A 26,510-nucleotide genomic window follows, 5' to 3' on the forward strand; every position below is an offset into this window, starting at 1 on the left:
ACAGAGTGGTGAGGGTTAGGCTTCCGCGATCATCGTACGTCTGCTTCCGAGCAAGGGAAAAACTAGCCCGGACGTCCGTGATGGGGCGTTGCGGCCGAAATTCGACAGTTATCTGAATGGCCGTTTTCTCAGCTTTGCCCCCTGTGCCGCCGCACCAGAAAACTCTGAGCAATCGTTCCATCATCTTGAAGCACGCCTTCAAGATGCATCCTTGATTGAATGCCTAATCGACCGTCCGGTGAACTGGTAGCTCTTCAGGCAACCTGGAGACTACAATGACCCCTTACGGCATGGACAAACTGACCCTGGCTGCTGTTGCCGCAGCATCCAATTGATTTGACTAGCAGGTTCGAAGCAGCACGACGTAGCCTCCATCCTGCGCTCTTTCTGTCGAGAATGTCTGTGAGGTATTCACGGCGCTTGATTGACCAAAGCTCACACAGCAGTAAGCTTACCTCGAATCTGGAGGAATCATGTGGGCCGACAGTGAAAGCGCCGTCGATTACCTGAACTATTCAGAAGTTTCGGAAATCATCTGCGAGATGATCTCCGACGATGCCATGCTTCCTATCTCGCTCGGCGTTTACGGCACATGGGGGGTCGGCAAGTCGAGCATCCTCAAGCTGGTCCAGAAAGACCTCGAGGCTGCCCCGCGGAACCTCATCATTAACTTTGATGCATGGCTCTACCAAGACTTCGACGAAGCGAAGTCCGCGCTTATGACAGTCATTGCGAAAACGCTCTACGACCAGAGCTCCAAAGGATTAAAAAACAAAGCGGCTGGACTGTATCGGCGCGTCAACAAGCTTAAGTTCCTTGGTATCGCGGCAGACGTAGGCGCTTTGGCCGCAGGAATTCCCACCTTCGGGTTGCTCAGCAAGGCGGCTGGTTCCTTCGGAGATATGTGGGAAGGCTCTGGCGACGAGGCGGACGTGACGGCGGTGAAGGATGCCGCCCAAGATGTCGGCAAGCGCACCTCGGGGCTTCTCAGGCCAGAGGAGAAACGCAACGCACCCGAAGAGATTGCGGCTTTCAGACAGGAATTTGCCCATCTCCTTAACGAGATGGATCGACGCCTTGTAGTCTTCGTCGACAACCTCGACCGTTGCCTTCCAGCAAACGCCATTTCGACCCTCGAGGCCATGCGCCTGTTCCTTTTTCTGCCAAACACCGCCTTCGTGGTCGCGGCGGACGAGGAGATGATCAGGCTGGCTGTTGCCAAGCACTTTTCCGACCCAGGAGATCGCCATGTCACCGACTACCTAGACAAGCTGATACAGATCCCTATCCGGGTGCCTAAGCTGGGCCTTCAAGAGGTTCGCGCCTATCTCGCGATGCTTGCGATCGCAAGTGGGACGCCCGTCACAGCGGAGAAGCTGGAGGAAGTGAGGGCCGCCCTCATCGCAAAGCTCCGCAAGAGCTGGTCAGAAGAACCTCCATTCGAGGTGAAGGAGATCGTCTCCATCCTTGGCATCTCAGACAGGAGCGAGCTGGCCGCATCCCTCGATGCGATGGATCGCCTTGCACCGCTGCTGGCATATTCCGTTCGGGTGAACGGCAACCCGCGGATCGTGAAGCGGCTGTTAAACGTGATCCGGATGCGCTCAAGGACCGCTAAGCGCCGCGGCATGCCTCTCAGCGAATCCTTTATTGCGAAGCTCGCGTTGTTCGAACGCGTTGTAGGAGAGGAGGCGATCCAGGAACTCGGGGCGTTGGTGAATGGCGCCATCGACGGGAAGCCATCAATATTTGCAGACCTTGAAGCATCAGCCGATGAGATCGTGGCAAAGGACCTCCCAAAGGCTTGGGAGAAGCATGCATCCTTCGTCTCCGACTGGATCAAGCTCGATCCGTCGCTCGCAGGGGTGGATCTCCGTCCAGCCGTCTATCTCGCACGCGAGACGTTGCCGCTTAGGGCAGCGGCAACGCGCTTAAGTCCCTCGGCGAAGCGAAGCCTCGAGACGTTGCTGAAGACGGCGAGCGGCTTATCGCCGGCTTCGAAGGAAGCAATCGCGGCTCTTTCGGCAGAGGAAGCCGGGGAGGTGATGGAGGAAATGATCTCCGTGATGAGCCGAAACCTTGATTGGTTGAAGGTTAGGCAGGATTTCCGCGGAGCCTCCATGCTCGCGAAGGCCTACCCGATCGCTCACGGGAAGCTCATCCGGTTTGTCCAGACGTTCGAAAAGCCACCGCGCTGGATGAAGGTCATGATGAAGGATGAAGACAGCCCTGCTAAAGGAAACGGCTGATGGGCACTTCATCATCGTCGCGGGGGTCAGGTCGCGACACGCCACTGGTCCCTCCTGGTACCGATGCTCAGCCGGGCAAACCCGTTCCGCCCGCGCAGCCGCAGCGCTTTAGGTCGTTCCGGACCTCGTTCGGTCGCTTCCTTAAAGGTGGAGACGGCGCGGATCTAAAGAAGTCGCTCGGCCACTACGCCCGGACATCAACGGGGGGCAGCTCGGTCGGACCGCGGCGCTACGGCGCCGTCTACTCGTCAGGCGGCGACCTGTACGACGTGCTGTCCTCTCTCGGCAGAGACGGCGCAGAGGCTGCCGCACGAGGCTTGTCCAAGGAATCGTTGCACGGCCAGCCGCTAGACGTGGTCTGCCAGCGCCTTGCCGATGCCCTAGCGCCTGACAACGCAGACAAAGACAGGATCCGAGCCGCCATCGACGAGGCGATGATCGAGGTTCTCGGAGAAGAGGAATTCGACACGGATCGCCTCGACGAAGAGACCGTCCATCGGATCATATCCGAGTATCTCTCCCAGTCTATCTTCCAAGATATCGTCGAAGAGGTGGGAGGCTCCTGGGCGAATGCCCCGGACGAGAAGAGAACGCCCGACGCCGAAGCCGAACTTATCGAACTCATCAGGGTCGTCGTGGACCAGAAGCTTGGTGCCCGGATGTTTGGCAATGCCGGGATCAACAAGACCGCCGTAGAAGGCTTCATGCGGGAAGCCGTCACTGAAGTCTGGCAGGAGTGGGAGGCGAACGATGAGTAGGATCGAATTCCACACTGACGAAAATACCATCCCCGACGAGGACACCGAGGGCACCCTTCAAGTGTATCTTTACGGATCCCGGCCGAAGCGGAGCGGATCAGCCTCAATCGGACGAACCCTAGACCTTGCTGTCCGGCGACTGGGTGTCGGGGTTGACCCAGTCGCCTTCGACTTCCTCTCAATCTCGCTGGGGGTCGTCGCCGCCGATACCTTCATCGATCGGTCGACCCATTCTGGAAACGGGTGGTCACGCGATTTGTCATTGACGATCCCGCTTGCCCAACCAGCCGCATGGGAGGCAGTACGCGGAGCGTTGGAGCAGGCACTCGGCTTCCTAAGCGGTGACCAGTGGAACCTGTCGTTTACCAAAGGCGGCAGAAATCCTCCATCCAAAGAGGCGATCCTGCGCCATCATAGATCACACATCGGGATAGGTTCAGCGGACTGCGTGTGCCTTTTCTCAGGCGGTCTCGACAGCTTGATTGGTGCACGGCAGTTGGTGAACGGCGGCAGGACGCCCCTGCTTGTCAGCCATTCCTACCGCGGCGACCAAAGCTATCAGAGGGTCTTGGCTCCGCGCCTGGGGAAGAAGCTTCCGCGTTTCGCCGCCAATGCCAACCCCGTGTTCTCCGGACAAAACATCAACGACACCAGCATGCGAACGCGAAGCATCGGCTTCCTTGCTTATGGGGTGGTCGCGGCAAGTGCGCTTCGAGCGAAGAACCCCTCTGCAAATCCGATCGAGCTATACGTCCCCGAGAACGGCTTCATTGCCCTGAACGCTCCGCTCACGAGGCGCCGATTAGGTTCTCACAGCACAAGGACTACCCATCCAGGTTTTCTCGGGCAGATGCAGTCGATTTTCGATGCGGTAGAACTGTCAATCCGCCTTCGAAATCCGTACAGGCACAAGACTAAGGGCGAGATGCTCGTCGAACTGGCCCCTGACGAGGAGCTCAAGACAACTACAGTTGCGACGGTGTCTTGTGGCAAGTGGAAGCGGAAAAGCCAGCAGTGTGGCCATTGCGTGCCCTGTCTGATCAGGCGAGCGGCTTTTGCAAAGGCCGGGATAACCGACACCACACCTTACCAGTATCCTGATCTTGACGGTGCCTGGGAGCGGCCCGACATCCGGGACGACATAATGGCGATGCTGGTTGCCGTCGGGCGAGACAAACGTGGGACTCGACAGCGGGTAATCGCCAGTGGTCCCCTTCCCTTCGATGCTGTAGAGCGCGAGGGATGGTTCGGCGTTCACGAGCGGGGCCTCGACGAGGTAGGAGCCTACCTCAGGAGCCAAGGACTCGGCACTTGATCGACTTCCACTGCCATCTTGACCTGTTCCCGTCGCCCACGTCAGCAGCGGACGAAATCGAGCGCGCAGGGACCTACGTCCTTTCCGTGACAAACACCCCCAAGGCATTTCCAAAGACGGCTCAAATAGCCAAGGGCAGGAGGCGGATCAGGACGGCGCTGGGTCTTCACCCTCAACTGGTCCACGAGCGGCATGGGGAAGTCGGCATGTTCGTGCGTTTGCTAGGCGAAACGGGATACGTTGGCGAGATCGGGATCGATGGCGACTCAGCTGGGCATCACGACGTGCAAAAAGAAGTTTTCGGCAGGCTGTTGAAGGCGTGTGCGGATGCTGGCGGCCGAGTTATGTCGGTTCACAGTCGACGCGCAAGCGGCGAAGTCATTGAGGCACTCCTGCATCAGCCTGATGCAGGAGTGCCCGTACTTCACTGGTTCTCGGGTCCCGTCGCCCACGCACAGAAAGCTGCCGACATCGGAGCTTGGTTCTCTGTAGGGCTTCCTATGCTGAGAAGCCGCCGGGCATCGGCGATGATCGGCATCCTGCCCCGTGATCGCATCCTGACTGAGACCGACGCTCCCTTCGCGTCAACTTCGGGAGGAGCTTACCCTGCCAAAGCACTTGAAGAGTCGGTTGCTGTCTTGGCGCGACTATGGGGTTCAGACGAACGAACCGTGCAAAATCAGCTTAACGAGAACCTCCGCCGGCTGGTCATCCAGGCAGACCGATTCCGTAGTTCGGCGCATGCCTAAGCCGCATATGCGCGGACGAAGTTCTTTGAACATGTCAGCCAGAATGATCATGGCGTTACTACCTAGGTCGAGGGATTGACCTGGCGAAGGGCGGCAAGATTTCTGTGCAGGCATCTCGGGAGGCGAAAGCAGAGCCTTGGCGTCAGCCAGCGCAAAGCCCTTGCGCAGTGAGCGCACCTGCATCCGCTGGTGCCAGCACCTCAACGGCTGCTGTCAAAGTTCGAGAACCATCCGGGTGCGAGAGTGAATGTCAATCGGCGTTGTAACTGGACCCCTTATCGGCGTCCAAAAGGCCCGTTTGGATGCCGATCACCCCAAACGCGGGGTCCTTATTCCATGCCAAATCACACGCTGACAGCTAGCAACGCTCTCCGTGCCGACTGGGTACCAAGGCGCATCGCCTGACGGCAGTTCACAGTTACTGAAACGACTGCAAACCTGAAGGCCAGATCGGCCATCGACCCGAGCAGCAGCTTGAATGACCGACACACACGCTGGCCGAACGCGTCTCCAGCGCTCACCTAAGAAGGCGCTGCTCGGCCCATCTCATCCATCCTCCATGCGTGTCATGCGTGCATGTGTTTCTGTGCCCCGTCTCTAAGGTCAGAGCTTCTGCGTCGTACTCTTCCTCGTAGAGTTCAGGCGCAGAGGGATCCGCGGACAGGAAAACGTGAAGCCGATAGCTGTGTGAACCTTCAAGCACCGTGTAGGGGCCGATCCGCATGATCAGGAGGCAGGTGTCTCTCCTGGACTTCGCAGTCTGCCTGCTCGTCATGGTGTAGACAGGGTCGCCAGTCGACTTGAACATCTTCTCGGCATCGGCGATGGCTCCAGGAGACAACGCGACCCATGCCTCGTCGATGAGGCCTTTTTCATATAGCCCTTTCCAGAAGCCGTGACGGGGCGGCCACATATGGTTTGCCGTCGACTTCGTGATGATGGACAGCAGCGCATCCATGCTCTTGCCCGCCAGCCAACGCACAATTACCCGCCGATGCGGCGCCGAAACCAGCGGCCAGAACTCCGCGCGCTGGCTGCGGGGATCTCCATAGGCGTCGAGAAGCTTGCCGAGGAGCAGTTCCTGAACCTCCGGCTGCGGTCTGACCTTGGTCCAGGGCTGCAGCAGTTTCTCGACGCTCCGTGCCGCAGCCTCGCCTTGCAGCGGAGGGCGGCCGACAGGCAGCATCCAGGCAAGGACCCCTTCTGCCCGCTCGACCGTATCCGCGTCAGGCAACGCGTCGAGCCAGGCCAGGTGCGACAGGCGCATCAGCTCGCCTGAATGCGGGGATGCGATACCGCTGGCGACCAGCCACTGAAAGGCGTCGGCTTTCCCGGTCATCGCTTTGGCGATCAGTTCCGGCGCCGCTGAAGGATCCAGCGCTTCCGGCAAGGCTTGAAAGCACCTCGCCCAGTTCGATGGCAGGCAGCGCGCCCGGTCCTGAACGACCTTCGCAATCCAGGTGGTGTCTTCGGCTCCGCGCCTCCAAGCCTCGAAATAGGCCTGGCAGAGCGCCTGGAGAAACGCCGGGTTCGTTGTGGCTTCAAGTTCGCTGCGAAGGAAACGGTAAAGGTGCCCTGACACTTCAATCTTGCGGGCGAAGGCTGCCTTGATGGCCAAACCGACGTCGCCGGCCCTTACGTCTTGGAAATCCCATCGCGTCACGCCGGCGTCGAGACGGGCAACGATTTCCGAGAGGGCAAGCGGCATGGCCTTTTCGTAGCCCGGGAATGCGGAGCGGACCGCAAGTGCCGCAGCGTCGAACTGCGTTGTCTCCCAGTCGTCGCGCGTCTTCACTCTCTGCCGGGTTCGCAATGCATCGAGCAGCGACATCCTACTGGCTCCCGGCGAGCGCGCGCTTGATGCCTTCGATATCCGCCTCTCTTGACGGGACGACCATGATGAAACGCAGGTCGATCCTGCGGTTGGCGTCCTGGCCAACCCTTGTCCGATTGTCCTGCATCGGCCTTCCCTTGCCAAAGCCCGCAACAGACAGCACGGGTTGAGAATCCCGGTTCAGGAACTGGACAAGGTCAGGCTTCTGCTGCGTCATCAGCGTGTAAATCGAGGACGCCCGCTTCGCGCTCAGGTCCATGTTCAAGGTGTCAGTGCCCACGTTGTCGGTGTGTCCCTCGACCTGAAGCGCGTCGATCAGCGCATAGCTCGGATTGCATTCGACCCTAAAATCCTTGCGAGGCCCCATCGCATAGCAGGACAGCGCCGAATCCAGGATTGCAGCGATCTGGCGCATGCGGCTCTCGCCCGCAGCGGTCGCCGTCGCACTGCCGGAATCGAACAGGCCGTCTCCACGGAACTGCAGGGCATCGAAGTTCGCGCTGACAGTTACGTTTACTCCAGGGATCTGCTCGTTGATGCGGTCTTTCAGGCCTGCCAGCAGGTTCCTTCGCGTTTCGGCGACCGAAGTGTTGTAGGCTTCCATGGCATTCGTGCGTTCTGGCTGGTCCAGAAGCCGACGGAGCCTGTCCCGTTCCTCCTTCATCTCCAGGACCCGGCTGGCTATCGACAGATCGGATGTGTCAACGATCTCCGCGATCTGCCTGACCTCCTTTTCGAGGTTTTCCTTCTCTTCCCTGAGCCGATCGTACTCAGGTCGCGGCACGGTATCCTTGACGCTGAACTGGCTCGCGAAGAACGCCAGGAGGATCATCAGGATGAAAAGGAAGCTGATGGTCATGTCGGCCATCGAGACGAAGACGGACTCCTCCTCCTCTTCGTTCTTGTGGGTCCGGCTGGCGCCCCTCACTGCACTGGCCTTTGGCTTTCAGGCTGGAAAGCCTTGGCGTTCTCGATGACCGCCTGGAGAGTGGCCAGCGCATCCGCATACTGCCCGTGGACACTGTTCGAGTGGTTCTCGACCTCGCTGACGGAGCGGGCGATTTCTTCGGAGAAGGACCGGAACGCCTTTTCGAGCTGGCCGTCATATGACGCCGCCCTCGCTTCGAACGTCCTGATCTGATCGCGGATGACGTTCAGCGCCGTCACCGCCACGTCTTTTTCAGAAGCCATGGCGGTCCGGGCTGCATCGACCATCTCGGTGCTTGCGCTCGCGATCTGCCGGGTAGCGGAAGCGGTTTCCGTAGCGGTATGCGCCATCGGGACGGCGGCGTCGGCAAGCTCGCTTCCTGCATTCGACAGTTTTTCCGACACGGCCTCCAGGCGCTGGGCGGCACCGTCAAGGCCAACGGCCGTGCGTTCAGCAGCCGACGAAAACCGGGCGGCTGCCGCGCTGATCTCGTCTGCCAGTCCAGCAAGTTTCGATGAGGCCGACTCGAGACGGTCGCTCGTGACCGTCATTGCCGCGACAAGGCCGTCAGACAGCGAGGTTGCAAGCTTGCTGACCATCTGATCGACCTGGCTCGCGCTGGAACCCACGGCTTTCTGCAGAGGCTCCGATATGGCAGCGATCAGTTCGTCATTCAGCCTCCGGGACTGGTCGCGCTGCTCGATGGTCACGGCGAGCTGCTGCTCCGCGATGTCCTCAAGGCTGACAAACCGCATCCCGCGCTCGATCTCGTGCGCCAATGCCCTCATGGCATGGTCGAGCGAGCGGGTGGCTACGCGAAGCACCACCGTGAAGACGATGGAACAGACCAGTCCCGTCAACGACATGATGAACTTCGCGGACGCGACGGTCAGCAGCTGCGTCAGCGCCATCATGACGTTAGCCTGGTCGCCGCCTGCCTTTAGGCTTTCTCCTGTCTCCTGGAGTGCCGCGATCAAGCCGAGAAAGGTAGCCGCGAGGCCGATCGACACAAAGAGGCCGGGCCAGAACCGCCATCCCGATACGCCAAAGCCCAAATCTTCGAGGTTGAAGAACACGGCTGGCCGGATGGCGTTCTGGATGGCGCCTGTCCCAAGCTTCGCCTCAAGCGTCGTTTCCTGGAACTCTTTCCAGGTTTCGGCAAGATGCTGTCCGTCGCGGCTTTTCCAGGCGGACATCCGGGTAAACACTTCGTCGAAATTCTTTCGGGGCGTTTCGGCGTCACGGTAGCGCCGCACAAATCCCGTGGCTTTTTCCAGCAGGGACCGCCGGCGGAATACGGATCGCAGGAACGCCAGCAGCAAGACGGCAAGCAGCGCGACCAGCGTCAGGCTGAAAAGGCCCGGAGACTGGGGAAGCCTCAACAAGCCCGCGGCGGAAAGAACGATGTCTCGAGCTGCGACGCCCAAGATGAAGAGGTACTCTAGAAAGCCTTCCAATGCCTGGCTCCGCCACTTGTTCAAAACAGGTCGGCAAGTCGGGTTCCGATGCCGCTCTGCCAATCGATATACCGAGTATCCGCCAAGCTACCTGCTCGCGGACCGATCGCTGTACATGGCTCCGATCAAAGCACGGGCGACTTCTGGCAGACATCCAACGTCAAGCCGCTCGGCGAGCGTCACCTTCGTCATCAGTTCGCGGGATAGGTGATGATCGAACTTGGCGATGCTGGGCTTTGCCACCCGTGCCGCGACCGCTTCGCCTTCCGGTGTCTCTCCAGCCGCAAGCTGCCTGAGAAACGCTTCGACGCCGGATGGAGCGACGTTCTGGATTTCAACGGAATGGCCAAATTTCGCCGCCTCGAAGTTTCCTGCAAGGAATGCGAGCGTCAGCGTCTGAAGCCTCTTTGTTCCTGCCCAAGGAAAAACCAAAGACCCATTGCCGTACGAGATGACTGACCCCGCCTCGAGACGGAGGTCGGCATATGCCTCGCGTGCTTCCGCAAGGAGCCGAGCGGCAACTCCGTCCAGGTAGGGATAGGAAACACGCGAGCGGAGAACCTCCCTCATCGTGGAGACTACGCGGTCGTGAACCTGGCCGCCGTCGCCGGCGAAATACGGAGGCTTCCCTCCGCGGGTCGGCTTCACCGTAATCGTTCTCGTGACGTCGTCGATCTCCCGGATCTTCCAGCGTCGCCCGGCGTAGATAATGGTCTCTCCGGGCGCGACCGGCGACGAGAGGGGATATGTTCCCAGAACCTTCGTCTCATGGAGAACCCGGTATTCCCGTTCGGTCGCGAAGACCGGGTAGAACTCATGCGACTCGGTGATGCGCTCGCCCGTTTCACCGATCATCAGCAGTCCTTCGGGCGACTGTTCGATCAGGCGGTTTTCTTTCGAAGCCATGCATCTCAGCAGGTCCGCGAACATCTGGCGGTCTACCGTCCTAAAGGGACCGCGCCTGCAGAGCAGCGTCCAGGCGGCCGATGGCTGGAGCCCGCCGGTCTGGACTATCAAGGCCAGCACCTGGTGGAGGAGCGTCGAGAGATGGAGCCCCCACTCTGCGGGCGGCTCGCACCAGCCTTCCCTCAGGCACTCGACCATCGCTATGGACTGAATGAGGTCGAGGTTCAGGCGGTTCAGCGGATGGCCGCCTCTATCAGGCGCTGGCTCTATGACGAATATCCTCAGAACCGCTGGCTTTCCTGCCCTTCGTCCGGAGCGGCCGAGGCGCTGGCGGATCGATGCTACCGAATATCCGGCGCCGATCTGCCCCACGCTCGCAACGTCTCCGATATCGATCCCCAGTTCCAGGGTTGTCGTAGCCACCGCGGTCGTAGGGCGGGGGTCGTCGCGAAGCCGGATTTCGACGTCTTCCCGCTCGGACTTCGACAGGCTTCCGTGATGCGGAAAGAACTCGTTCGGAAGGCTGCTGTCCTCGCACATCCGGCGCAGCTTGTCCGCGTAGATTTCGACGTTGCGGCGAGAGCCCGCAAACAGAAGGTTCCTGTCGCCGCGGAGAAACCGGAACAGGTCCGAAGCCAAAGCCTCGGGGACGCCAAAGTCCTCGTGGAGCCCTTCGGCCGCAGTACCGTCTCCGGAAGGTTCCGCAAGGGCATCATTCCGGTCAACGTCACCCGCTAATGCAGCGGCTGCAGCCTCCTTGCCTTTGGAAAGATAGCCGCGGATCTGGAGCTTCACTCCGTTCCCTTCATCCAGGCCATGGACCTGCTTGACCCCGGCTCCCTCGCCAGGCCGCAAGGCGTCGGCAGCAAGCGCCATGTCCCCAAGGGTGGCCGAAAGGCCTATACGGTCGATCCGGTCCCTGCCTGCGGCGATCTCTATCCTGTTCAGGATCGACGCCAGCTGCACTCCCCTCTCCGAGCCGATGAAGGCGTGCAGCTCGTCGATGACGACCGCGTCGAGCGCCGAAAACAGGAACTTCGCCTCGGAACCTCTCCGCACCAGGAGCGCCTCGAGGGATTCAGGTGTGATCAGGACAATCCCCGAAGGCCGCCGTCTTGCCCGTGCCTTCGCATCGGCGGAGACGTCGCCGTGCCACTTGTGCAGCAGGACTCCCGCGTTTTCGCAGAGACCCTGCAGCCTCCGGTACTGATCGTTGATGAGGGCCTTCAGCGGGCTGACATAAAGAACCGCGAATCCATCCTCATCCTGTTCGCGCGCCGCGATCCTGGTGAGCAGCGGAAGCAGGGCTGCCTCGGTCTTCCCCGCCGCCGTCTTCGCCGAAATGACGACGTCGCCGCCAGAAAGGATTGCCGGAATGCCTTTCTCCTGCACGTCCCGAAGCGAGGGCCACTTCTGCTGCCAGATCCACTTCCGGACGGGCTCGCTCAGCAGTTCAAAGGCTGAGCGTTGCAAGTTCGTCGTCCGGGTCGTTGCTGTCGGCGGCGATGTCAAGGTCGGAGGACCCGAGGCGGTCTTCCGCGATCGCGACTTCGCCGAGCAGGTCCTGCCACTTGGTTCCAGGATTCTGATCCAGGATGGCAAGGAGATCGACGAAGGCTTTCACCGTGTTTCGCGGCGTCCGGAAATACGCATCGCCGATCTTGCCGGAGCAGTGGTCCATGAAGGCGGCCAGAGCTTCGTCAGGAACAAGCCACTTCTCCTGGACACCCGCGGCGAAGACGTCACGCAGGCGTTCAAGAAGGTGGTACAGTTCCTCCGGCGTTAGGCTCGGCAGGTTGACGACTGGCCCGGAATAATCCGCCAGCCCTTTTCCGGCGAAGCTGTTCTCGGCGAGCCGGGACTGCAGGGCCTCGTACGAATACAGCCCCCTGCGCGTATCGAGAAGGAATTCGGGCGTGCCGCCCAGGATGAACCCGATGCCCTCGGTCGTCCCTTGCAGGACGTCGTTGAGAATGCGGAGGATCTGCTCGTAGTTCTGCTTCCGGGCCTGCGCGCTCTGCAGCTTGTAGAGGTTCACAAGCTCATCGAGGCATACCAGCATTCCACCGAAGCCCGCAGTCCTCACGAAACGCGCCAGCAGCCGCAGCCCGTCGTAGAACGATCCGTCGTCGATGATTGTCCGCACGCCTAGATCGGCGCGGGCCTCCGTGCGGGTGCTGTACTCGCCGCGCAGCCACCTTAGCGCATTGTCCTGAAGCGATGTGTCGCCGTCCTCGTAGCCACGGGCGTAAGCTGCCACGACTGTCGCAAAATCATACCCGGCGACCATCTCGCGGATGTCGCCAAGCCCGTCCTTGATTGCCTGTTCAACCGAAGTTCCAGATTTTTCGGCCCGCTCGGCCGCCTTCTGGATGTAGCTCTCCAGGATATTGCGAAGGGCACCCCCGTCGGGCGTAGTCCGGGTCGCCAGGCTGCGCGCCAGTTCTGCATAGAGTGAACGGGCCTGTCCGCCGGTCGCATGAATGCGGCGGTCTGGCGCGAGGTCTGCCTGGCAGACCGCAAGCTTGCTCTGCAGCGCGATCTGCCGCACGAGAAAAAGGAAGAACGTCTTCCCTGCGCCGTACGAGCCGATGACGAAACGGATGCTGGCCCCCCCGTCTCGAATGCGTTCGATATCCTGGATAAGCGCCTGGATCTCCCTTTGCCTTCCGACCTGGATGTGCTGCAGTCCCAGCCGCGGCACAACGCCGGCCCTGAGCGCGCTGATGACCGTGTCGCGGTCCCTAGGCTTGATGGACGGAGCCTTCGTGTTCATGCGTGTGCGCTTTCGTTTGTCAGCAATGCCGTGGCCAGACGCACGGGAGGAAGCAAGTAGCCGTTGACGGCGTAAGGGCCTTCGCCCTCCATCAGCAGTTCGTCGAAGCGGTCCATCGACCATTCATTGACGGCGTTCCGGGCGGCTCCCGGCATCAGTCCCGCCGACCGGGCCAGGTTCTCGAAGTCAGCTGCCGTCCAAGAGTCCTGTCCCTGGAGCTCTATGACCAGGGAATGGTACCGCTGCTGGAGGCCGTCGAACAGCTCATCGTCCACTGGCTGGTTTTCCTCGATAACCGACGGAGGTTCGACAGCTTCGGCATCCTCTGCGAAGATATCTGCCAGAAAGCTGGCAGTAGCACTTGTCTGGTTCCGAATGGCATGGAGCCTTTTCACGTCGATGCGCGAGCTTGAGGATATCCTTGGTTCAGGCGGAATGGGGATGCCCGCAGGGCGTTCGGCCGCTTCTATGGTGAAGCTTGGCTCATCGTCTTTCCGGCTGGCGCCGTCTTCGTGCAGGAGCGCGTACAGGGACTGTGCGTCCATGCCGATTTTTTTGAACAGGCCTTCTAGAACTTTGACCTCTGCCGCATGTACGGTTCCGTCCGCGCTAGCGATCGCGACAAGTTCCGCAGCGAGCGCCGACCGCGCCGACGGAGGCACGTCTTTCAGTTTTCTTGTCCAGTCATTCAGTTTGGTCGGGTCGGCCTCGGCCAGTGAAAGCTCCGCCTTCAGCCTGAGCCTCTCGTCAGCCGAGAGGTTTGGCGACGCTTCGATCCGCGCGCCCAGCGACTGCTTCTCCTTTTGGTCAAGGCTGCCGTCGGCATGGCCAACGAGCATGCCGAGCATGACTGACAGCTGGGCGGAGCGGTATGCCTCGGTCGCACCTGCCCCTCCCCGGTCTTCGCGTACCGGAAACAGCACGACTTGGTCGTCTGCCCCTGCCTGTTTCAGAGCGAATCCCGGGTCGGCGGTATTCCCGAAACCAAACGCGGAAAGCAGCTGCGACAGTTCGCGCAGTTTCGACTTCCCGGCCGACGTCACCAGATCGAGGTCGGCGATCTCCGAAAGCTGGCGGACGCTGACCGGACGCCGATCCGCAGCAAGGCTGGCAATCCGGTCCAAAGGCTTCCCCGGCAAGCCATCGGCTGCCTTGTGACGAAGGGCCTTTGGCAGCTTCGACGCCACCGCGAAAGTCGTCTTCAATCCGGGAGACCGACCAAGCGCGCGGCTGTATTCATCCAGTTCGTCGGAGCATTTCTCGAAGATCGACCTCGCCATGCCAATGGGCTCGGCCCTTCCGGTGATATCGGGCACCGAGCCGCCAAGAGCGGCGACGTCGACCACGAACGACCCGCTGCACGAACGATAGGTCAGCTTCAGGGTCTTGAATCGGCCGCCCGCGACGCGGTAGCCGCCCGGATGGGCTGCGTTCACCTTCTCGACGAACAATGCCTCCAGCAGCTCGGGCGCCCGCCTGGCCGGAGTGCGCACTCGGGTCTCCGGATGCGTGCCTGCATACCTGAAGAGAAGCCGGGGCTCGATCGGCTTCCCGTCGCGCACTCTCAGGCCGAGGGCCATCTTGATCGAGGTTGGCACTTCAAACCCGTTCCCTTCCACGTCGGGTACAGTCCCGGCATCCTGGCGGCGGGCTTTCAGTTCATAAGCGGAAAGGAGCTCCTGAGCGTATCTGTTGAAGGCATGATTGGAGCCGTAGACGTCGAGAAGACGCCGCACCTCCTGGCAGACGGCATCGGCGTCCGGCGCATTCTCCTCAAGCATGAGGCGGCGTTCCAGGCCGTAGAAATACAGGAACACGTAGCCGATGTAGGCTGAAGGATCAGAACGCGTCCCAGCCAGCCACTCGAGGTACGAGCGCCGCGCTTCGGCAGAGATGCTCGAATAGGACGGCCAATAACCCATTGTCGTTCCGCCAGGATCGCCGCTCCTGGAGACATTGAGTTTCGGGTTAACGAGGCAGTTTTCGTTCTCGTACGAGGCTCCCTGCTTGCCGAGCCGGGTTCCGGCGTAAAACATTCCCGCGGCGATCGTCAGCCCGCCTACGGAGATTGAAGAACCGGCTGGCACCCAGCCAGCGTGGTCAGGAGGCAGCTGTCTCGCGTTGTCCTGCAGACGGCGGGAGCTTCCGAAGAATGGGCGGCCAGCCCGGGCAAGCTTCCTGGCGTCTGCGAGAGCGACGGCCGCAGCTGCATCCGGCGCGACAGTCGGTGCTGGTTGAATCCCTGACTCGTCGAGTTTCCTGACAAGAGCGCTGTCCCCGTTGTCCCGGACTACAGGATTGTTCGCCCTGACGAACGCCATAACCGACGCATCATGTGCCTCTAGGGACAGGCGAGACGCGGACCGCGATTGCGTGGAGGCTGACAAAGGTGGCTCGGCAGCAGGCTGCTCGTTATGAGCCGAAAGGTTGTTGGCTTTGACGAACGCGATGACTGCTGCGTTATGGGCATCCAAAGAGGGCCTTGATGCCGACTGGACGCGCGGAGCCGAGACGGGCGTCTCGGCGTTGGAAACCTGCATCGGCGCCTTGAACCGATGCCCTTCTTCTTCACGTGACAAAGAGCTGGCACGTGACTTCCTTCGCCTGTACCGCCAGGCAAGAGCGGCCAGCAAGAGCCCAAGTGCGGTGACGCTGATTGCGACGCTGCTTCCTTTGGAAGCTTCAGGAGCCGACAGTGTGCCGTTTGACGGAGGCGAGACCTCTGTTCTTCTCTGAGGACTGTGCGTCTGTGGGGCGACAATGGCAGGTTCGGGTACTGTCTCGCCTGTCGTCGAGCTTGCTTCGGTTGCGGGCAAAGCCGAAGATTCCTGAACGACGGTAGCCCGATCGCCCTCCGGCGTCACCGGAGCAGCCACCTGAGGCGTGGACGCCCCTGCTGGAAAAAGCTCCCGAGTGACCCGGTCATCGATCAAGCCGGTGGCGGGAAGCCCAAGAGACTTCTGAAATGCCTTGAGTGCGGCTATGGATCTCTTGCCCCAGAGGCCATCTACCTTGCCTTGTCCATAGCCCCTTTCGGCAAGGGCCTGCTGGATTTCTCGGGCGGACCGAATCTGGCTTTGCGCGATGGTCGAAGTTGAAAGCGACCCAGCAAACAGCGCAGAGGCGAGGGCAAGTAACAGCAGATATTTCAAGACGACCTCACAGCATGCGGCCGAGACTATACACCGGAAGGGTTCTCCGCCAAGTGGCGCCCGGCGCGAGACCACTCCGACCATGTAACCAGCCTACGATCCCCAAGGCGTTTTCCATGCTGTAACTTTTACCAATATGCTCGGATAACGCTATACTGAGGCTTTTTCCAGTTGCTCCTGTATAACCGTTTATAGTTGTTGGCCCGCTTGTCGTCCCCTCTTCGCGCCAAGTGTGACAAATGGTTCACCAGCACGTGCTCCTTTGGGAATACGACCGGCCGCCGTCGCTGGAGCAGTTCCGGGCGACGTTCCCCCGCAAGCTTTGCCGCGCGATGGTCGACCCGCGACGCGAACTCCTCGGCAGCGGAGACGAGACCGTCATGGTCGACGGGAAGGAGATGACTTTCCGCCAGGAAAGCAGATGCCCGGAGCGCCTGAAAGGCGCACCCGAAGCCGACAAGATCATGATCGCGGGCACCGTCGAGTGCCACCCCGAAGGCGCCATGGCCCGCATCAGGCTGCGGCCTCGCCGAGATCAAGCGCCTTATCCGATGCTTCATCCCGGAGAAGCATACGTAGCTTCGGCAATTGCGCCGATTGACAGGTTCCAGCTACGCCAATGAGGCTGCTTTCCCTTCGAGATTGCCTTGCTTGAAGAAGGCGGACAACGAACGTCATCGACGCGATCACTCAAGCTGCCGTCCTTCCTGCCAACCTCCGAAGGCGGCACAGGGATCTGTGTGATCCTGCTGTAAAGCGGCCCGAGCAGGCGTTTACATGGTCTCGCGGGAGACCTGATGCAGATCGCACCTAATTTCATCCTTGTTGCTTGTTCGCCGCCTGTTCCCAGCACTCTTCCCGTGTTCGGCGACGGCGCACTGCCTAGCTGTCCTGCGTTCACCGCGGCACCCTCCGTGACCTCAGTCACTTCCTCCAGTACCGCGCCAAAGTTTGAGGAGAGAGCCGCCGCCCCAGGCACTGCGATGCGCTGAATCCTTCTCCTGCAAGGACCGCAAAGGCACCATAATAGGACTTAATCCTTGTATATCTCTGATATCTCGAAGTATCCAGATTTTTGTCAACAATTACATCCGGAACATTCAAGGTATTATTCCCTAACAAACGCGTACATTTTGGTTGACATAGCTTCTGTTATGTGAATTTTGCTTAGTTTAACATACGGAAAATTAGCGTTATAGGAGATTTTAGGGTGGTGCTGGTATCTAAAAATTTAAAGCATCCTGACGTATATTAGAGTCATTGATGAAGAACGGAACCGCGCGTGATTGAGTTGTTTTCGGCTAAATACGGCTGAGGGTTGACTGGATGCCAACAGACAGGGCGCTGCCACTGCACCACGCAACTGAGACCTGCCACGTTGAAGGACGGCCCCGTGGATGGTCCGCCAGAATATTATATCTGTTGAGACCGGATGGATCGGCGGTCCGCTTCGATCCACTTCTGTCCTACATGATGGCGCACCCGACGCGATCAAGTACTTGGCAGGACCAGACAGCTCGAGCGGTCGGACTGCTCTGGGATTTCAAGATCCAAGTCGGCGATGCAATCCTAGCTCGCGCCGTGCGCGAGAACCGCAATCCGCAAAATCTGCTTCTGCAGGAGTTCGCATTCAGCCTGTTACATGGAACGACGCAAGTCTTTCCCGATGTTACAGGGCTTTATTGGCCAGCAAATTCAAAGGCACGGGTCGAAGAGTTCATCAAATCTATCGAGGTTTTGTCCGACTGGATGCTGTCTGAGAGCCAGGGGGAAACAGAACGCAGGCAAATGCCGGCGCTGGACACGATGAAAAGCAATCCCCTTATCCTTGCCGACTATCTGATATGGAGCAGGATACGTCGCATATCTATGCTTCAGCACCTGAACAAGCAGCCGAAGCATAGGGATAAGCATTCTGTTGTCGAACTGGGGCGGCCATCTCCAGTCCACAAGGACGAGCCGGTCAATTTCTTCCCTCCCAGCCATGCAGAAAAGCTGCTGTGGGACGGCCACCGACGGAAGAACAATGTCGATCCGGCTAACCCGTTCTTCGATTATAACCTACGTGACCAGATGATCGTCTTGCTCGACGGGTGGGGTGGATTACGTCGAAGCGACGGATTGCACCTCTGGTGCCAGGATGTCGTGGAGGAGCCAGGCAAGCCCGGCAGCGCGCTTGTTGTCATCAACCATCCTTCCGAAGCCACGGTCGAGTATGTGGAACACGTGACGCGAAAGCTTAAGCACGGGTCCCGGACTGTAGCCCTGCAGGAGATGTACGGAATACTGCCGCGAAACACCGTCACTCGCGGAGCTTACCACGCGGGCTTCAAGGGCATGGACCTTAACAGGCAGAAGCAGGCATTTGTTTACTGGCTGGATGAGGGTGCAGCACAGCTCTTCTGGACGCTGTACCACGGCTACCTCCGATACGTGCGTCAGCCGATCATGGCGCGTCGGATGGCACTGGGCGGATACAACCATCCGTTTCTCTTCGTCTCAGAGAAGCCGGACAGCTCTGGCTTGCCCGGTGCCCCGTACTCCGAACGGGCTCAGGAGAACAACCACAACGCCGCAGTACGCCGCATAGGCTTGCCGTTAAGCAAAGCGGATGGGACCACTACACATGGTCTCAGGCACCTGTATGGCCACACCCTGATGAAGTGGGGGGTTCCCGCGCAAATCATCCAGAAAGGGCTCCATCACCGGCATTTCCTATCTCAAGTTCCTTACACCATCCCGGACCGGAAATCGGTGAGCGATGCTCTTACTTCGGCAAGAAAGAGAAGCCTTGGGGAAGCTCCCGAAGTTCCTGCACTAGGCCACGAAAGTTCTAGGGAGTTGCTCAAGCTTCAGCGGATTATAATCGGAAAGTCCGTCAATGACCAAATCTGAATATCTAACCGAAGCTCGACAAGTGGGAGATCATTGGATCAATGATGACCCAAGCCGTTTCGCCCTAATACCCAATCGTGACGGTGAAGCCATACTTGAGGAAGCACGGGATATAGAATACCTGATCCGTGCCGCCAAAGGTGCCGCCCGCTTGCTGCAGGAAGAAGTTTTATCGGAACTGCTGGAACTACGTCAGCAGAAGAAGTTACTGTTCCCGATCGGTTTCATGTGGGGCAAGTCCGTCTTCGAGAAGATCTCTGTTCAGCGGCTTCATGGCCTTCTGGCCGAAGTAGATCCGCTCATGATCGAGCGGCGCACGGAGATCCTCCAGCTGCCAGCTTATGCTGCAATCACAAACGAACTCCGCCGGAAAAATCTCGGTCACAATGGCTGGAAGGTTCTGTTCAGCTGCGTCTATGCGTCTACGAACGACATAAATAACGTTCGCGATATCGAGGAGTACCACATAGACGCGCTGGCATCCCTTTTCCAGCCGAACGGGAACTGGGCAGATTGGGTCGGCATTTGGGCCAAGCGCTACATGCAGTATGCGCTCCTAGCAATTGCCGAGGTAAAAGGAGATCCGAATTTTGGAAGGATGTTCGGCACCGCGGATTTCAAGGCAAGGGGATCGCGCAAAGCTCATCTAAAGGCAGCACACCTGAATTGGTTTCACGAGAAGTTTGATCTTTGGCTTGAATCGAGGCTCGTTTCGAGCGCCAAGCGTCAGAGACTGTCCGAGCAATATATCGCTGGCGCACTTAGCTGCCTGCCAGCATCGGATGTAAAGGACTTCACTTCTTCTTTTACCTCAAAGACTATCAAGCACGTGTTGGAACACGTCAGCGCACGGGCCCCTGACTACGCCCGAAGCACCATAGTCTCGCACTTGTATGAATTTGGCATGTGGGCCTACGAAGAGAGCCGCGATGACAGGGGCGTACCACATTTCACATTCGACCTTTCACAAGGCCAGGTAGAAAGATTCCGGAGAGATCACGAAATACCTTCTGGGAAGACAGGTGCGGCTGAAGTTGCAGCACGGCCTATGCCGCAGAAGTTCCATCATGACCTCGTCAGGATTATAACTGAAAAGGACTTTGCATGGCCCAAGTCGCTGATCAATAATAACACTTGTCGTCCAGAGCATTGGATTTCTTGGAAAGATCCAAACACGGGTATCGTAGAGAACGTGTTCTGTGAGGTCATCCCCAGAATACTTCTTCTTCTTTTAAACCTTCCGCTTAGAAGCATTCAAGCGATACGACTCGACAGCGGAGAAGGCGACCTGAGAGCGTTCGACTTGAAGCGCTGGAGGTGGCAGACCTCCACCTCGCCTCTTGCGGGACATTGGGACAAACTCCACGTCAGGAACAAGGAGCGAGGCGTTCTCAGAGAAATTAATTGTCTAGGGGGCAACGGTCGCGACACCATAACCGGGCTCTGGATAAATTCGAACAAGACACAAGATATCAAGCAGGCTTTCGACGAGACAAGCGGCTATGAGATCCCTTGGGAACTTGCCGACGTCATCCAAAACCTAGCAGAAATGCGGGCATGGCAGGAAAAATACAATCCAGTGGAAGGACCTCTCGCGTTTTCGGACGTTCCCGCAGGGATCTTTGCGGCAGTACCGACCGAGAGGATGAAGAAGCTGGTGCCTTCGAGGTTCTATCTGTTCCGGTACCCAATCAATGGCGGCACTTTCGGAACGCAGGCGCCTCCTCCCTATCGAGCTGTACTCAAATTCTTCTTGCATGCCCTTGACGAACTTGAGCGGCGACACAATGACGAAAATCCGGACGATACAATTACGCTCATCACCAAAAGAGACGTCGCGGGCGCCCCCCGCAAAGCCGTTTTCACTGTACACGGCATGCGATCGTCGACCATCACGGCGCTTTACAATGCAGGTGCGCCTATAGCCGTCTTAAGCAAGCTGCTCGCAGGTCATGCAAGCATACTCATGACTCTGAAGTACGCCAAGTTCGAACCCGGGCATGTCAACTCGACACTCACCGAGGCACGTCGCAAGGCGATATCCTCGGCAGTCAGAGACTTTCCAAACGCGCTGGCAAACACGACATACAACAATGCTGCATCCATGACGGCAAAACTGTCGATCGATGGCCTCTCCCAGATGTTCGGTTCTTACAGGGAGCCGACGGGATGGGCCCTGATGGATTTAGGGCTCTGCCCCAATGGAGGAGGGCTTTGCAACATCGGAGGGCCGAAGCGTCGCACCAAAATCGACGGCGGAATAGACAAGTCTCCCCATTCAGCAGTTCCTGGAGGACCTCGGAACTGCGTAAGATGCCGCTTCTTCATGACCGGCGAGCCGTATTTGATAGCACTCTGGGGGCACAGCGTCGAAATCTCTCTTAGACTCGATACCCTGAACAGGCGCATTAAGGAGATCGAAGCCGAACTGGAAAGTCTCAGGGTCCGGAGGCGGATGCTGAACCGCGATAAGCATGCGGTTCCTCCAGACCTCCTGAACCGCATATCAGTTCTGCAGGCACAATCAGAAGCTGCTGAAGATCAAAGAGGACAGGAATTAGGCAATATGCACGCAACGATCGTCTTGATCGAGCAGGTGCGCGAGATTGCTGACAGGGAGAGAAAAAACACAGGCCAGCATGCAGGCAAAGGCAAGAAGCTCGCGATGCTGGTGCACGAGGAAGGGGTGCCATACGTCGAAGGCCGCGCGTCGCATCGCTTCGAGCTGACCGACGCAGTCGTGCAGTTCAGCCGTTTTTACCCTTCCATGACTTCTGCGGACATAGAACGCGAACGGAACAGCTTTCTCGATGTTATCCTGCACAAGAACGGCTACACGCCTATAAGCCTCGCTCCACTCTCCGCAGAAGAAAAGCAGTCTTCAGCAGATGCGCTCAGCGAACTGCTTGTCAGGCGGCTGGAAGAAACAGAGTTGGTGGCGCTTGCCGAAGGAAGCAAGACGCTCGCAGCACTCGGGATCGAGAAGAACCTGCAGGCATGCAGCCGGAAGGCGATAGGCAAGCCCCTTCATCTGCCTGTTCCAAGACAGGCGGTTAGCCTGAGCCACCCCTGAGAATTTGGAGAAAGCCAGGAACATGCCTTGGCCGAAGATCGGCAATGATCACCTTGCAGTGGTGGAACGCGTTTTAACTGAATCAATGCAGGCAAGCGGAGACGAGCGTATCCAGGTCAAACTGAAAAATCTCGACGAGGTATGCCGCCATCTCGTCCTAGCTGGCGGCCAGCGCATAACTGTCCCGTCGGTCGTGCTGGCGTATGCCGCAAGGTTTCCAGCCAGAGACCAAGCGATCGCGGAGTCAAGCATACGGAACAAGCGTGGCGGCAGGAATCCCTACCTGAAGCTGTATCAGGCATGGTACTCCGTTTCCCTATCGGCCAGCCGCAAGCCAGCCAAGACCCAGCAGGCATCAGGCCAGATACTTGATTATGGTGACCTAACGGCCATCGGAGATCAGACCGTCCGTCACAGCGTCAGTTTGTTGATTACCCAGAACCGAAGTTTGCGCAACCAGCTGACAGCCCTTCAAAAAGGCAGGGAACAGCGCACCGTGACCATTGAAGACGACGGAGACGCCGTCAAGCCATTCAACATGGATCTTGCCCTGGATGACGACGAAGTCGAGGCCGTCCAGCTTTTTGTGAAGGGGACAAGGCTCAAATCCCTCGGCATTGTCTGCACGGGAGCCGGAGGCCTGAAAACCAGCGATGGTAGGGCACTGGCGGAACCGGGTTTTATGGACGCACTGAAGAAAATATGCGCCAGCTACAAAACATAGCTGTGCAGGCTTGGTACTCCCTAGGGGAATCGAACCCCTGTTTCAGCCGTGAGAGGGCCGTGTCCTAACCGCTAGACGAAGGGAGCAAGCTGTGTTGCCCGTACACCATTTAACACCCGATCCATGGTAGGACTACCACGGTCAACCCCTTACACCAAAAGACTTGGTAGCTTGGTAGGTTGGCCAAGGGGTCCTAACCGCTAGACGATGGGCGCTAGCCGAGTGACCGCGATATAAACGGCACTTTGCGAAAAGGCAATGGCCTGTTGATGCGCAGGCCAAAAACGTGTGGGATCAGAGTGCCGGCAAGGCGACACGCGCGATGATGCGGCCGGCGGCGAAGTCGTAGATCACCAGAACGCGGTTGCCGTTCGGCTCGATCGTGTCGAGCGCCACGCGGTTGCCGGACAGGGATTGGCCTGTGACGCGCGTGCCGTCTGGCAGAGGGATCGACTGGATGCGGTCGTCGCCTTGCGGGATCGTCGCGGTTTCGGCGGCAGGGACTGCTTCCGGTTCCGGTGTTCGGGTCCAGCGGTAGACAATTGCCAGTACGACCGCCATAAGCGCCAAAAACAACAGGCCGAGATTGATTGCCATGAAGCGCACGAGCTTTCGGCGAACATTCTCCACCGCCGGATCGAGCGGCTTGTCGTCGTCGAGATCGGGATCCTGCTGATTCATGAACTCACTTCCAGGAGATGCGTGCCGTAATGAGTGGCCGTGATAGCGAAGCCGCCGCCGCAAAGGAAGGTGCCGAGATGAATGCAACTGCCGGAACCGGTCTGCTTACTTTGCTCGTTGAAGAAGACGGCGCGGGCACGCGGCTCGATCAGTGGCTGTCGGCGCAAATGGCGCCCGATTATTCGCGCAGCCGCATCCAGGCGCTGATCAAGGCCGGCGCGGTGAAGATCAATGGAGAGCCGGTCAGTGACCAGAAGCGTAAGCTAGGCGTTGGCCAAAGCGTCACCATCGACGTCCCGCCCGCCGAAGACCCTGAGCCGCAAGGCGAGAACATCCCGCTCGACGTGCTGTTTGAAGACGAGCATCTCATCGTCATCAACAAGCCGGCCGGCCTCGTCGTGCATCCGGGTGCCGGCAACTGGACGGGCACGCTGGTGAACGCGCTGATTTATCACTGCGGTCAAAGTCTGTCGGGCATCGGCGGCGTCAAGCGGCCGGGCATCGTGCACCGGCTGGACAAGGATACCAGCGGCGTCATGGTGGCGGCGAAAACCGATCAGGCCCATCGCATCCTGTCGGATGCCTTTGCCGATCATGGCCGCAGCGGCGATCTTGAACGCGCTTATCTGGCCCTCGTCTGGGGCACTCCCGATCGGGCCACGGGGACGATCGACGCCGCGCTGGGTCGTGCTTCGGACCGGGTCCGTCGCGCGGTTGTTCGCGAAACCCGCGAAGATGCGCGCCATGCGGTCACGCATTATGCGGTGGCCGAAACCTTTGGCGACAAGACGGCGCCGTCGGCTTCCCTGGTGGAATGCACGCTGGAAACCGGCCGCACTCATCAAATCCGCGTGCATATGGCCCATCTCGGCCACCCCGTGATCGGCGATGCGGATTACGGACAAGCTTTTCGCACCAAGGCCAACCGGCTGGCGGAACCGTTGCGCGCCCAGGTCGTTGCATTCCCTCGGCAGGCCCTGCACGCTTGGCTTCTTGGCTTTTCACACCCGGTTACGGGCGAGCCGATGCGGTTCGAAGCGCCACCGCCCGCCGATATGGCTGCATTGCTGGCGGGATTTCGCGCTTTGTAACACTCTGGGCCGCATCGTTCACGCTTGGGTGACGCTGTGTTGCGTGCCACAGAAAAAGTGCAATTTCTCGATTTGTTCTGATATAAGAACGTCGTCGCGCATGGCTTATCCGAGTGCGCGCGACAGGCCTGCCAGCAGGAGGCCGTTCGAGAAGGAGGGTGCTTTATGGCCCAGTCACTACCCAGTATCGTTTCCGGCGAAGGCGGTTTGTCCCGCTACCTCGAAGAAATCCGCCGCTTCCCCATGCTGCAGCCGCAGGAAGAGTACATGCTCGCCAAGCGGTATCTCGAGCATGAGGACACCAAGGCGGCCCACAAGCTCGTAACCAGCCATCTGCGTCTCGTGGCCAAGATCGCCATGGGTTATCGCGGCTATGGTCTGCCGATCGGCGAAGTCATCTCCGAAGGCAATGTCGGCCTTATGCAGGCCGTGAAGAAGTTCGAGCCGGAACGCGGTTTCCGTCTGGCCACCTATGCGATGTGGTGGATCAAGGCTTCGATCCAGGAATACATCCTGCGTTCGTGGAGCTTGGTGAAGATGGGCACGACCGCCAACCAGAAGCGGCTGTTCTTCAACCTGCGCAAGGTGAAGGGCAAGATCCAGGCGCTGGAAGATGGCGATTTGCGCCCTGACCAGATCGCCGAGATCGCCACCAAGCTGAACGTCTCGGAAGCCGAGGTCGTTTCGATGAACCGCCGTTTGTCCGGCGATGCATCGTTGAACGCGCCGATCCGTGCCAGCGAAGGCGAAAGCGGCGAATGGCAGGACTGGCTGGTCGATGACTCCGAGAGCCAGGAAGCCATGCTGATCGAGCAGGATGAGCTGGATAACCGCCGCAGCATGCTGTCGTCGGCCATGGCGGTCCTGAACGATCGCGAGCGCCGCATCTTCGAAGCGCGCCGCTTGTCGGAAGACCCGTTGACCCTGGAAGAGCTGTCTTCGGAATTCGACATCAGCCGCGAACGTGTTCGGCAGATCGAAGTCCGCGCCTTCGAAAAGGTGCAGGAAGCCGTTCAGGTCGCCGCGCGCCGTCAGGCCCAGGCCCTGCGCACCATCGAGGCGGAACCCGCCTGATCCCGGGATCATCCCTGATCCCCGCGATCATCTGAGATAACAAAAAGCTCGCCTGGATCGCTCCCGGCGGGCTTTTTGATGCTTCGATGTCCGCGTTTAGCGGCTGCCGGCGGCCTGCCAGGCTCGCATCGCTTCCTCGAACACGCGTTCGCCGGGCACGCCCTTTTCCATGGTGATCAGCGCGCGGCGGCCGGAATTGTAGATCAAGGGCACGTCGATCCAGTTCTGTCGGCGCAGCAGCGTCATGTTGGCCTGGATCTCAGCCGGCGAGTCGCTCAGCGCGACAAGGAAGAAGCCTTCCGCGATGCGGGCGGGGATGCCGAGCAGCGGGCTGCCGGTGGCCTGCTCGCTATCCTTCATCGCCACGCGAACGACGTTCTGGATGCCGCCGCCCTCGAAACCTTCCGGCGTGAGGAAGATCATTTCCATGATGTGGCTGGCCGGCAGCGTCGGATCAGCATTGCGGCGGATCGTCATGCGCAGCTGCATATTCTTGCCGGGAATCGTGGCTTCCGCACGAATGGCTGGCTCAGACGGAGCGTCGCCGCCGGGCGATTCCTGTACGACCGACCAGACGATCGATCCGCTTTCAGCCGTGTTCGGCGCCGTCGAAGTCCGCTCTTCATAGAAGATCGCACGTTGGCCAACCTGAACCGTCGGCTCGGAAGCGGCAGGCGTGGTGCCGGCTGGGGTCGTTGTTGGTGCAGCGGCACCGGTTGCCGGAGCGTCGCTGGCGGCTGGCACTTCCGCTTGCGCGGTTTGCGTCAGCTCGGCAACCGAGGTACCCTCGCCGATCGCCACGCTGCCATCGGCCGGACCAGGATCGATCTCGCTGCCATCGGCCTGAA

17 protein-coding genes, 1 tRNA gene and 1 pseudogene are annotated in these 26,510 nt (G+C 59.4%); 10 read left to right on the forward strand and 9 right to left on the reverse strand.

What is annotated here, in order from left to right; genetic code table 11:
- The first annotated feature begins 473 nt into the window (after positions 1–473).
- The 4 genes from RTX98_RS08590 to qatD are packed head-to-tail and all read left to right on the forward strand — an operon-like array spanning position 474 to position 5,071.
- Complete coding sequence (locus tag RTX98_RS08590) at positions 474–2,249, forward strand: KAP family P-loop NTPase fold protein (RefSeq protein ID WP_312795972.1); 1,776 nt, start codon at positions 474–476, stop codon at positions 2,247–2,249.
- Positions 2,249–3,007, forward strand: a complete 759-nt coding sequence (locus tag RTX98_RS08595) for a hypothetical protein (RefSeq protein WP_312795973.1) — start codon at positions 2,249–2,251, stop codon at positions 3,005–3,007. Before RTX98_RS08590 ends, RTX98_RS08595 begins: the two co-directional genes overlap by 1 nt.
- The gene (gene qatC / locus RTX98_RS08600; RefSeq protein WP_312795975.1) at positions 3,000–4,322 is read left to right on the forward strand and encodes a Qat anti-phage system QueC-like protein QatC; all 1,323 of its coding nucleotides are present in this window, start codon (positions 3,000–3,002) and stop codon (positions 4,320–4,322) included. The genes RTX98_RS08595 and qatC overlap by 8 nt, the downstream gene beginning before the upstream one ends.
- Positions 4,319–5,071 carry a Qat anti-phage system TatD family nuclease QatD gene (gene qatD / locus RTX98_RS08605; protein ID WP_312795976.1) on the forward strand — a complete coding sequence of 251 codons (753 nt, stop codon included), beginning with the start codon at positions 4,319–4,321 and terminating at the stop codon, positions 5,069–5,071. Before qatC ends, qatD begins: the two co-directional genes overlap by 4 nt.
- A 517-nt stretch (positions 5,072–5,588) precedes the next feature.
- Here the strand turns inward: qatD and RTX98_RS08610 are convergent.
- The 6 genes from RTX98_RS08610 to RTX98_RS08635 all read right to left on the reverse strand — a co-directional run bounded on the left by RTX98_RS08610 (position 5,589) and on the right by RTX98_RS08635 (position 16,124).
- Positions 5,589–6,902 carry an EH signature domain-containing protein gene (locus RTX98_RS08610; protein WP_312795977.1) on the reverse strand — a complete coding sequence of 438 codons (1,314 nt, stop codon included), beginning with the start codon at positions 6,900–6,902 and terminating at the stop codon, positions 5,589–5,591.
- A gap of 1 nt (position 6,903) precedes the next feature.
- Positions 6,904–7,773, reverse strand: coding sequence for an OmpA family protein (locus RTX98_RS08615; RefSeq protein ID WP_312795978.1), 870 nt, complete (start codon positions 7,771–7,773; stop codon positions 6,904–6,906).
- Between the two features lie 56 nt (positions 7,774–7,829).
- Positions 7,830–9,290, reverse strand: a complete 1,461-nt coding sequence (locus RTX98_RS08620) for a methyl-accepting chemotaxis protein (RefSeq protein ID WP_312795979.1) — start codon at positions 9,288–9,290, stop codon at positions 7,830–7,832.
- Positions 9,291–9,377: 87 nt separating this feature from the next.
- Positions 9,378–11,669 carry a DEAD/DEAH box helicase gene (locus RTX98_RS08625; protein WP_312795980.1) on the reverse strand — a complete coding sequence of 764 codons (2,292 nt, stop codon included), beginning with the start codon at positions 11,667–11,669 and terminating at the stop codon, positions 9,378–9,380.
- Positions 11,650–12,972, reverse strand: coding sequence for an ATP-binding protein (locus tag RTX98_RS08630; RefSeq protein WP_312795981.1), 1,323 nt, complete (start codon positions 12,970–12,972; stop codon positions 11,650–11,652). Before RTX98_RS08630 ends, RTX98_RS08625 begins: the two co-directional genes overlap by 20 nt.
- Positions 12,969–16,124: a TerB N-terminal domain-containing protein gene (locus RTX98_RS08635; RefSeq protein WP_312795982.1), complete on the reverse strand. Its 3,156-nt coding sequence runs from the start codon at positions 16,122–16,124 to the stop codon at positions 12,969–12,971. Before RTX98_RS08635 ends, RTX98_RS08630 begins: the two co-directional genes overlap by 4 nt.
- Before the next feature lie 239 nt (positions 16,125–16,363).
- Here RTX98_RS08635 and RTX98_RS08640 point away from each other — a divergent pair, with 239 nt between their 5' ends.
- From RTX98_RS08640 to gmtX, 4 genes are all read left to right on the forward strand, one after another.
- The gene (locus RTX98_RS08640; RefSeq protein ID WP_312795983.1) at positions 16,364–16,747 is read left to right on the forward strand and encodes a hypothetical protein; all 384 of its coding nucleotides are present in this window, start codon (positions 16,364–16,366) and stop codon (positions 16,745–16,747) included.
- A gap of 799 nt (positions 16,748–17,546) precedes the next feature.
- On the forward strand, positions 17,547–19,019 hold the full coding sequence (locus tag RTX98_RS08645; RefSeq protein ID WP_312795984.1) for a hypothetical protein: 1,473 nt from the start codon (positions 17,547–17,549) through the stop codon (positions 19,017–19,019).
- The gene (locus RTX98_RS08650; protein WP_312795985.1) at positions 19,006–22,092 is read left to right on the forward strand and encodes a VPA1269 family protein; all 3,087 of its coding nucleotides are present in this window, start codon (positions 19,006–19,008) and stop codon (positions 22,090–22,092) included. The genes RTX98_RS08645 and RTX98_RS08650 overlap by 14 nt, the downstream gene beginning before the upstream one ends.
- A 22-nt stretch (positions 22,093–22,114) precedes the next feature.
- Entirely contained in the window at positions 22,115–22,816 is a 702-nt protein-coding gene (gene gmtX, locus RTX98_RS08655) for a gamma-mobile-trio protein GmtX (protein ID WP_312795987.1), read from the forward strand.
- Between the two features lie 11 nt (positions 22,817–22,827).
- On the opposite strand, the gene RTX98_RS08660 is transcribed toward gmtX, so the two are convergent.
- Positions 22,828–22,902: transfer RNA gene (locus RTX98_RS08660), tRNA-Glu, on the reverse strand.
- Between the two features lie 208 nt (positions 22,903–23,110).
- The gene (locus RTX98_RS08665; protein WP_312795989.1) at positions 23,111–23,497 is read right to left on the reverse strand and encodes a fimbrial protein; all 387 of its coding nucleotides are present in this window, start codon (positions 23,495–23,497) and stop codon (positions 23,111–23,113) included.
- Between the two features lie 77 nt (positions 23,498–23,574).
- Here RTX98_RS08665 and RTX98_RS08670 point away from each other — a divergent pair, with 77 nt between their 5' ends.
- Together RTX98_RS08670 and rpoH are read left to right on the forward strand one after the other, a co-directional pair.
- Positions 23,575–24,588, forward strand: a complete 1,014-nt coding sequence (locus RTX98_RS08670; RefSeq protein WP_312795993.1) for an RluA family pseudouridine synthase — start codon at positions 23,575–23,577, stop codon at positions 24,586–24,588.
- Positions 24,589–24,753: 165 nt separating this feature from the next.
- On the forward strand, positions 24,754–25,662 hold the full coding sequence (gene rpoH, locus RTX98_RS08675; RefSeq protein ID WP_189505603.1) for an RNA polymerase sigma factor RpoH: 909 nt from the start codon (positions 24,754–24,756) through the stop codon (positions 25,660–25,662).
- A 96-nt stretch (positions 25,663–25,758) separates the two neighbouring features.
- Here rpoH and RTX98_RS08680 read toward each other — a convergent pair.
- Positions 25,759–26,510: pseudogene (locus tag RTX98_RS08680) on the reverse strand (hypothetical protein); the annotation flags it as partial.

It is taken from the genome of Tianweitania sp. (assembly GCF_032053605.1).
Lineage (GTDB): Bacteria > Pseudomonadota > Alphaproteobacteria > Rhizobiales > Rhizobiaceae > Tianweitania.

Bases quoted from the DNA above. Each gene is read 5' to 3' on its own strand.
- RTX98_RS08590 (WP_312795972.1), top strand. From the start codon at position 474: ATGTGGGCCGACAGTGAAAGCGCCGTCGATTACCTGAACTATTCAGAA.
- RTX98_RS08595 (WP_312795973.1), top strand. From the start codon at position 2,249: ATGGGCACTTCATCATCGTCGCGGGGGTCAGGTCGCGACACGCCACTG.
- qatC (WP_312795975.1), top strand. From the start codon at position 3,000: ATGAGTAGGATCGAATTCCACACTGACGAAAATACCATCCCCGACGAG.
- RTX98_RS08610 (WP_312795977.1), bottom strand. From the start codon at position 6,902: ATGTCGCTGCTCGATGCATTGCGAACCCGGCAGAGAGTGAAGACGCGC.
- RTX98_RS08615 (WP_312795978.1), bottom strand. From the start codon at position 7,773: ATGGCCGACATGACCATCAGCTTCCTTTTCATCCTGATGATCCTCCTG.
- RTX98_RS08630 (WP_312795981.1), bottom strand. From the start codon at position 12,972: ATGAACACGAAGGCTCCGTCCATCAAGCCTAGGGACCGCGACACGGTC.
- RTX98_RS08640 (WP_312795983.1), top strand. From the start codon at position 16,364: ATGGTTCACCAGCACGTGCTCCTTTGGGAATACGACCGGCCGCCGTCG.
- RTX98_RS08650 (WP_312795985.1), top strand. From the start codon at position 19,006: ATGACCAAATCTGAATATCTAACCGAAGCTCGACAAGTGGGAGATCAT.
- gmtX (WP_312795987.1), top strand. From the start codon at position 22,115: ATGCCTTGGCCGAAGATCGGCAATGATCACCTTGCAGTGGTGGAACGC.
- RTX98_RS08665 (WP_312795989.1), bottom strand. From the start codon at position 23,497: ATGAATCAGCAGGATCCCGATCTCGACGACGACAAGCCGCTCGATCCG.
- RTX98_RS08670 (WP_312795993.1), top strand. From the start codon at position 23,575: ATGAATGCAACTGCCGGAACCGGTCTGCTTACTTTGCTCGTTGAAGAA.
- rpoH (WP_189505603.1), top strand. From the start codon at position 24,754: ATGGCCCAGTCACTACCCAGTATCGTTTCCGGCGAAGGCGGTTTGTCC.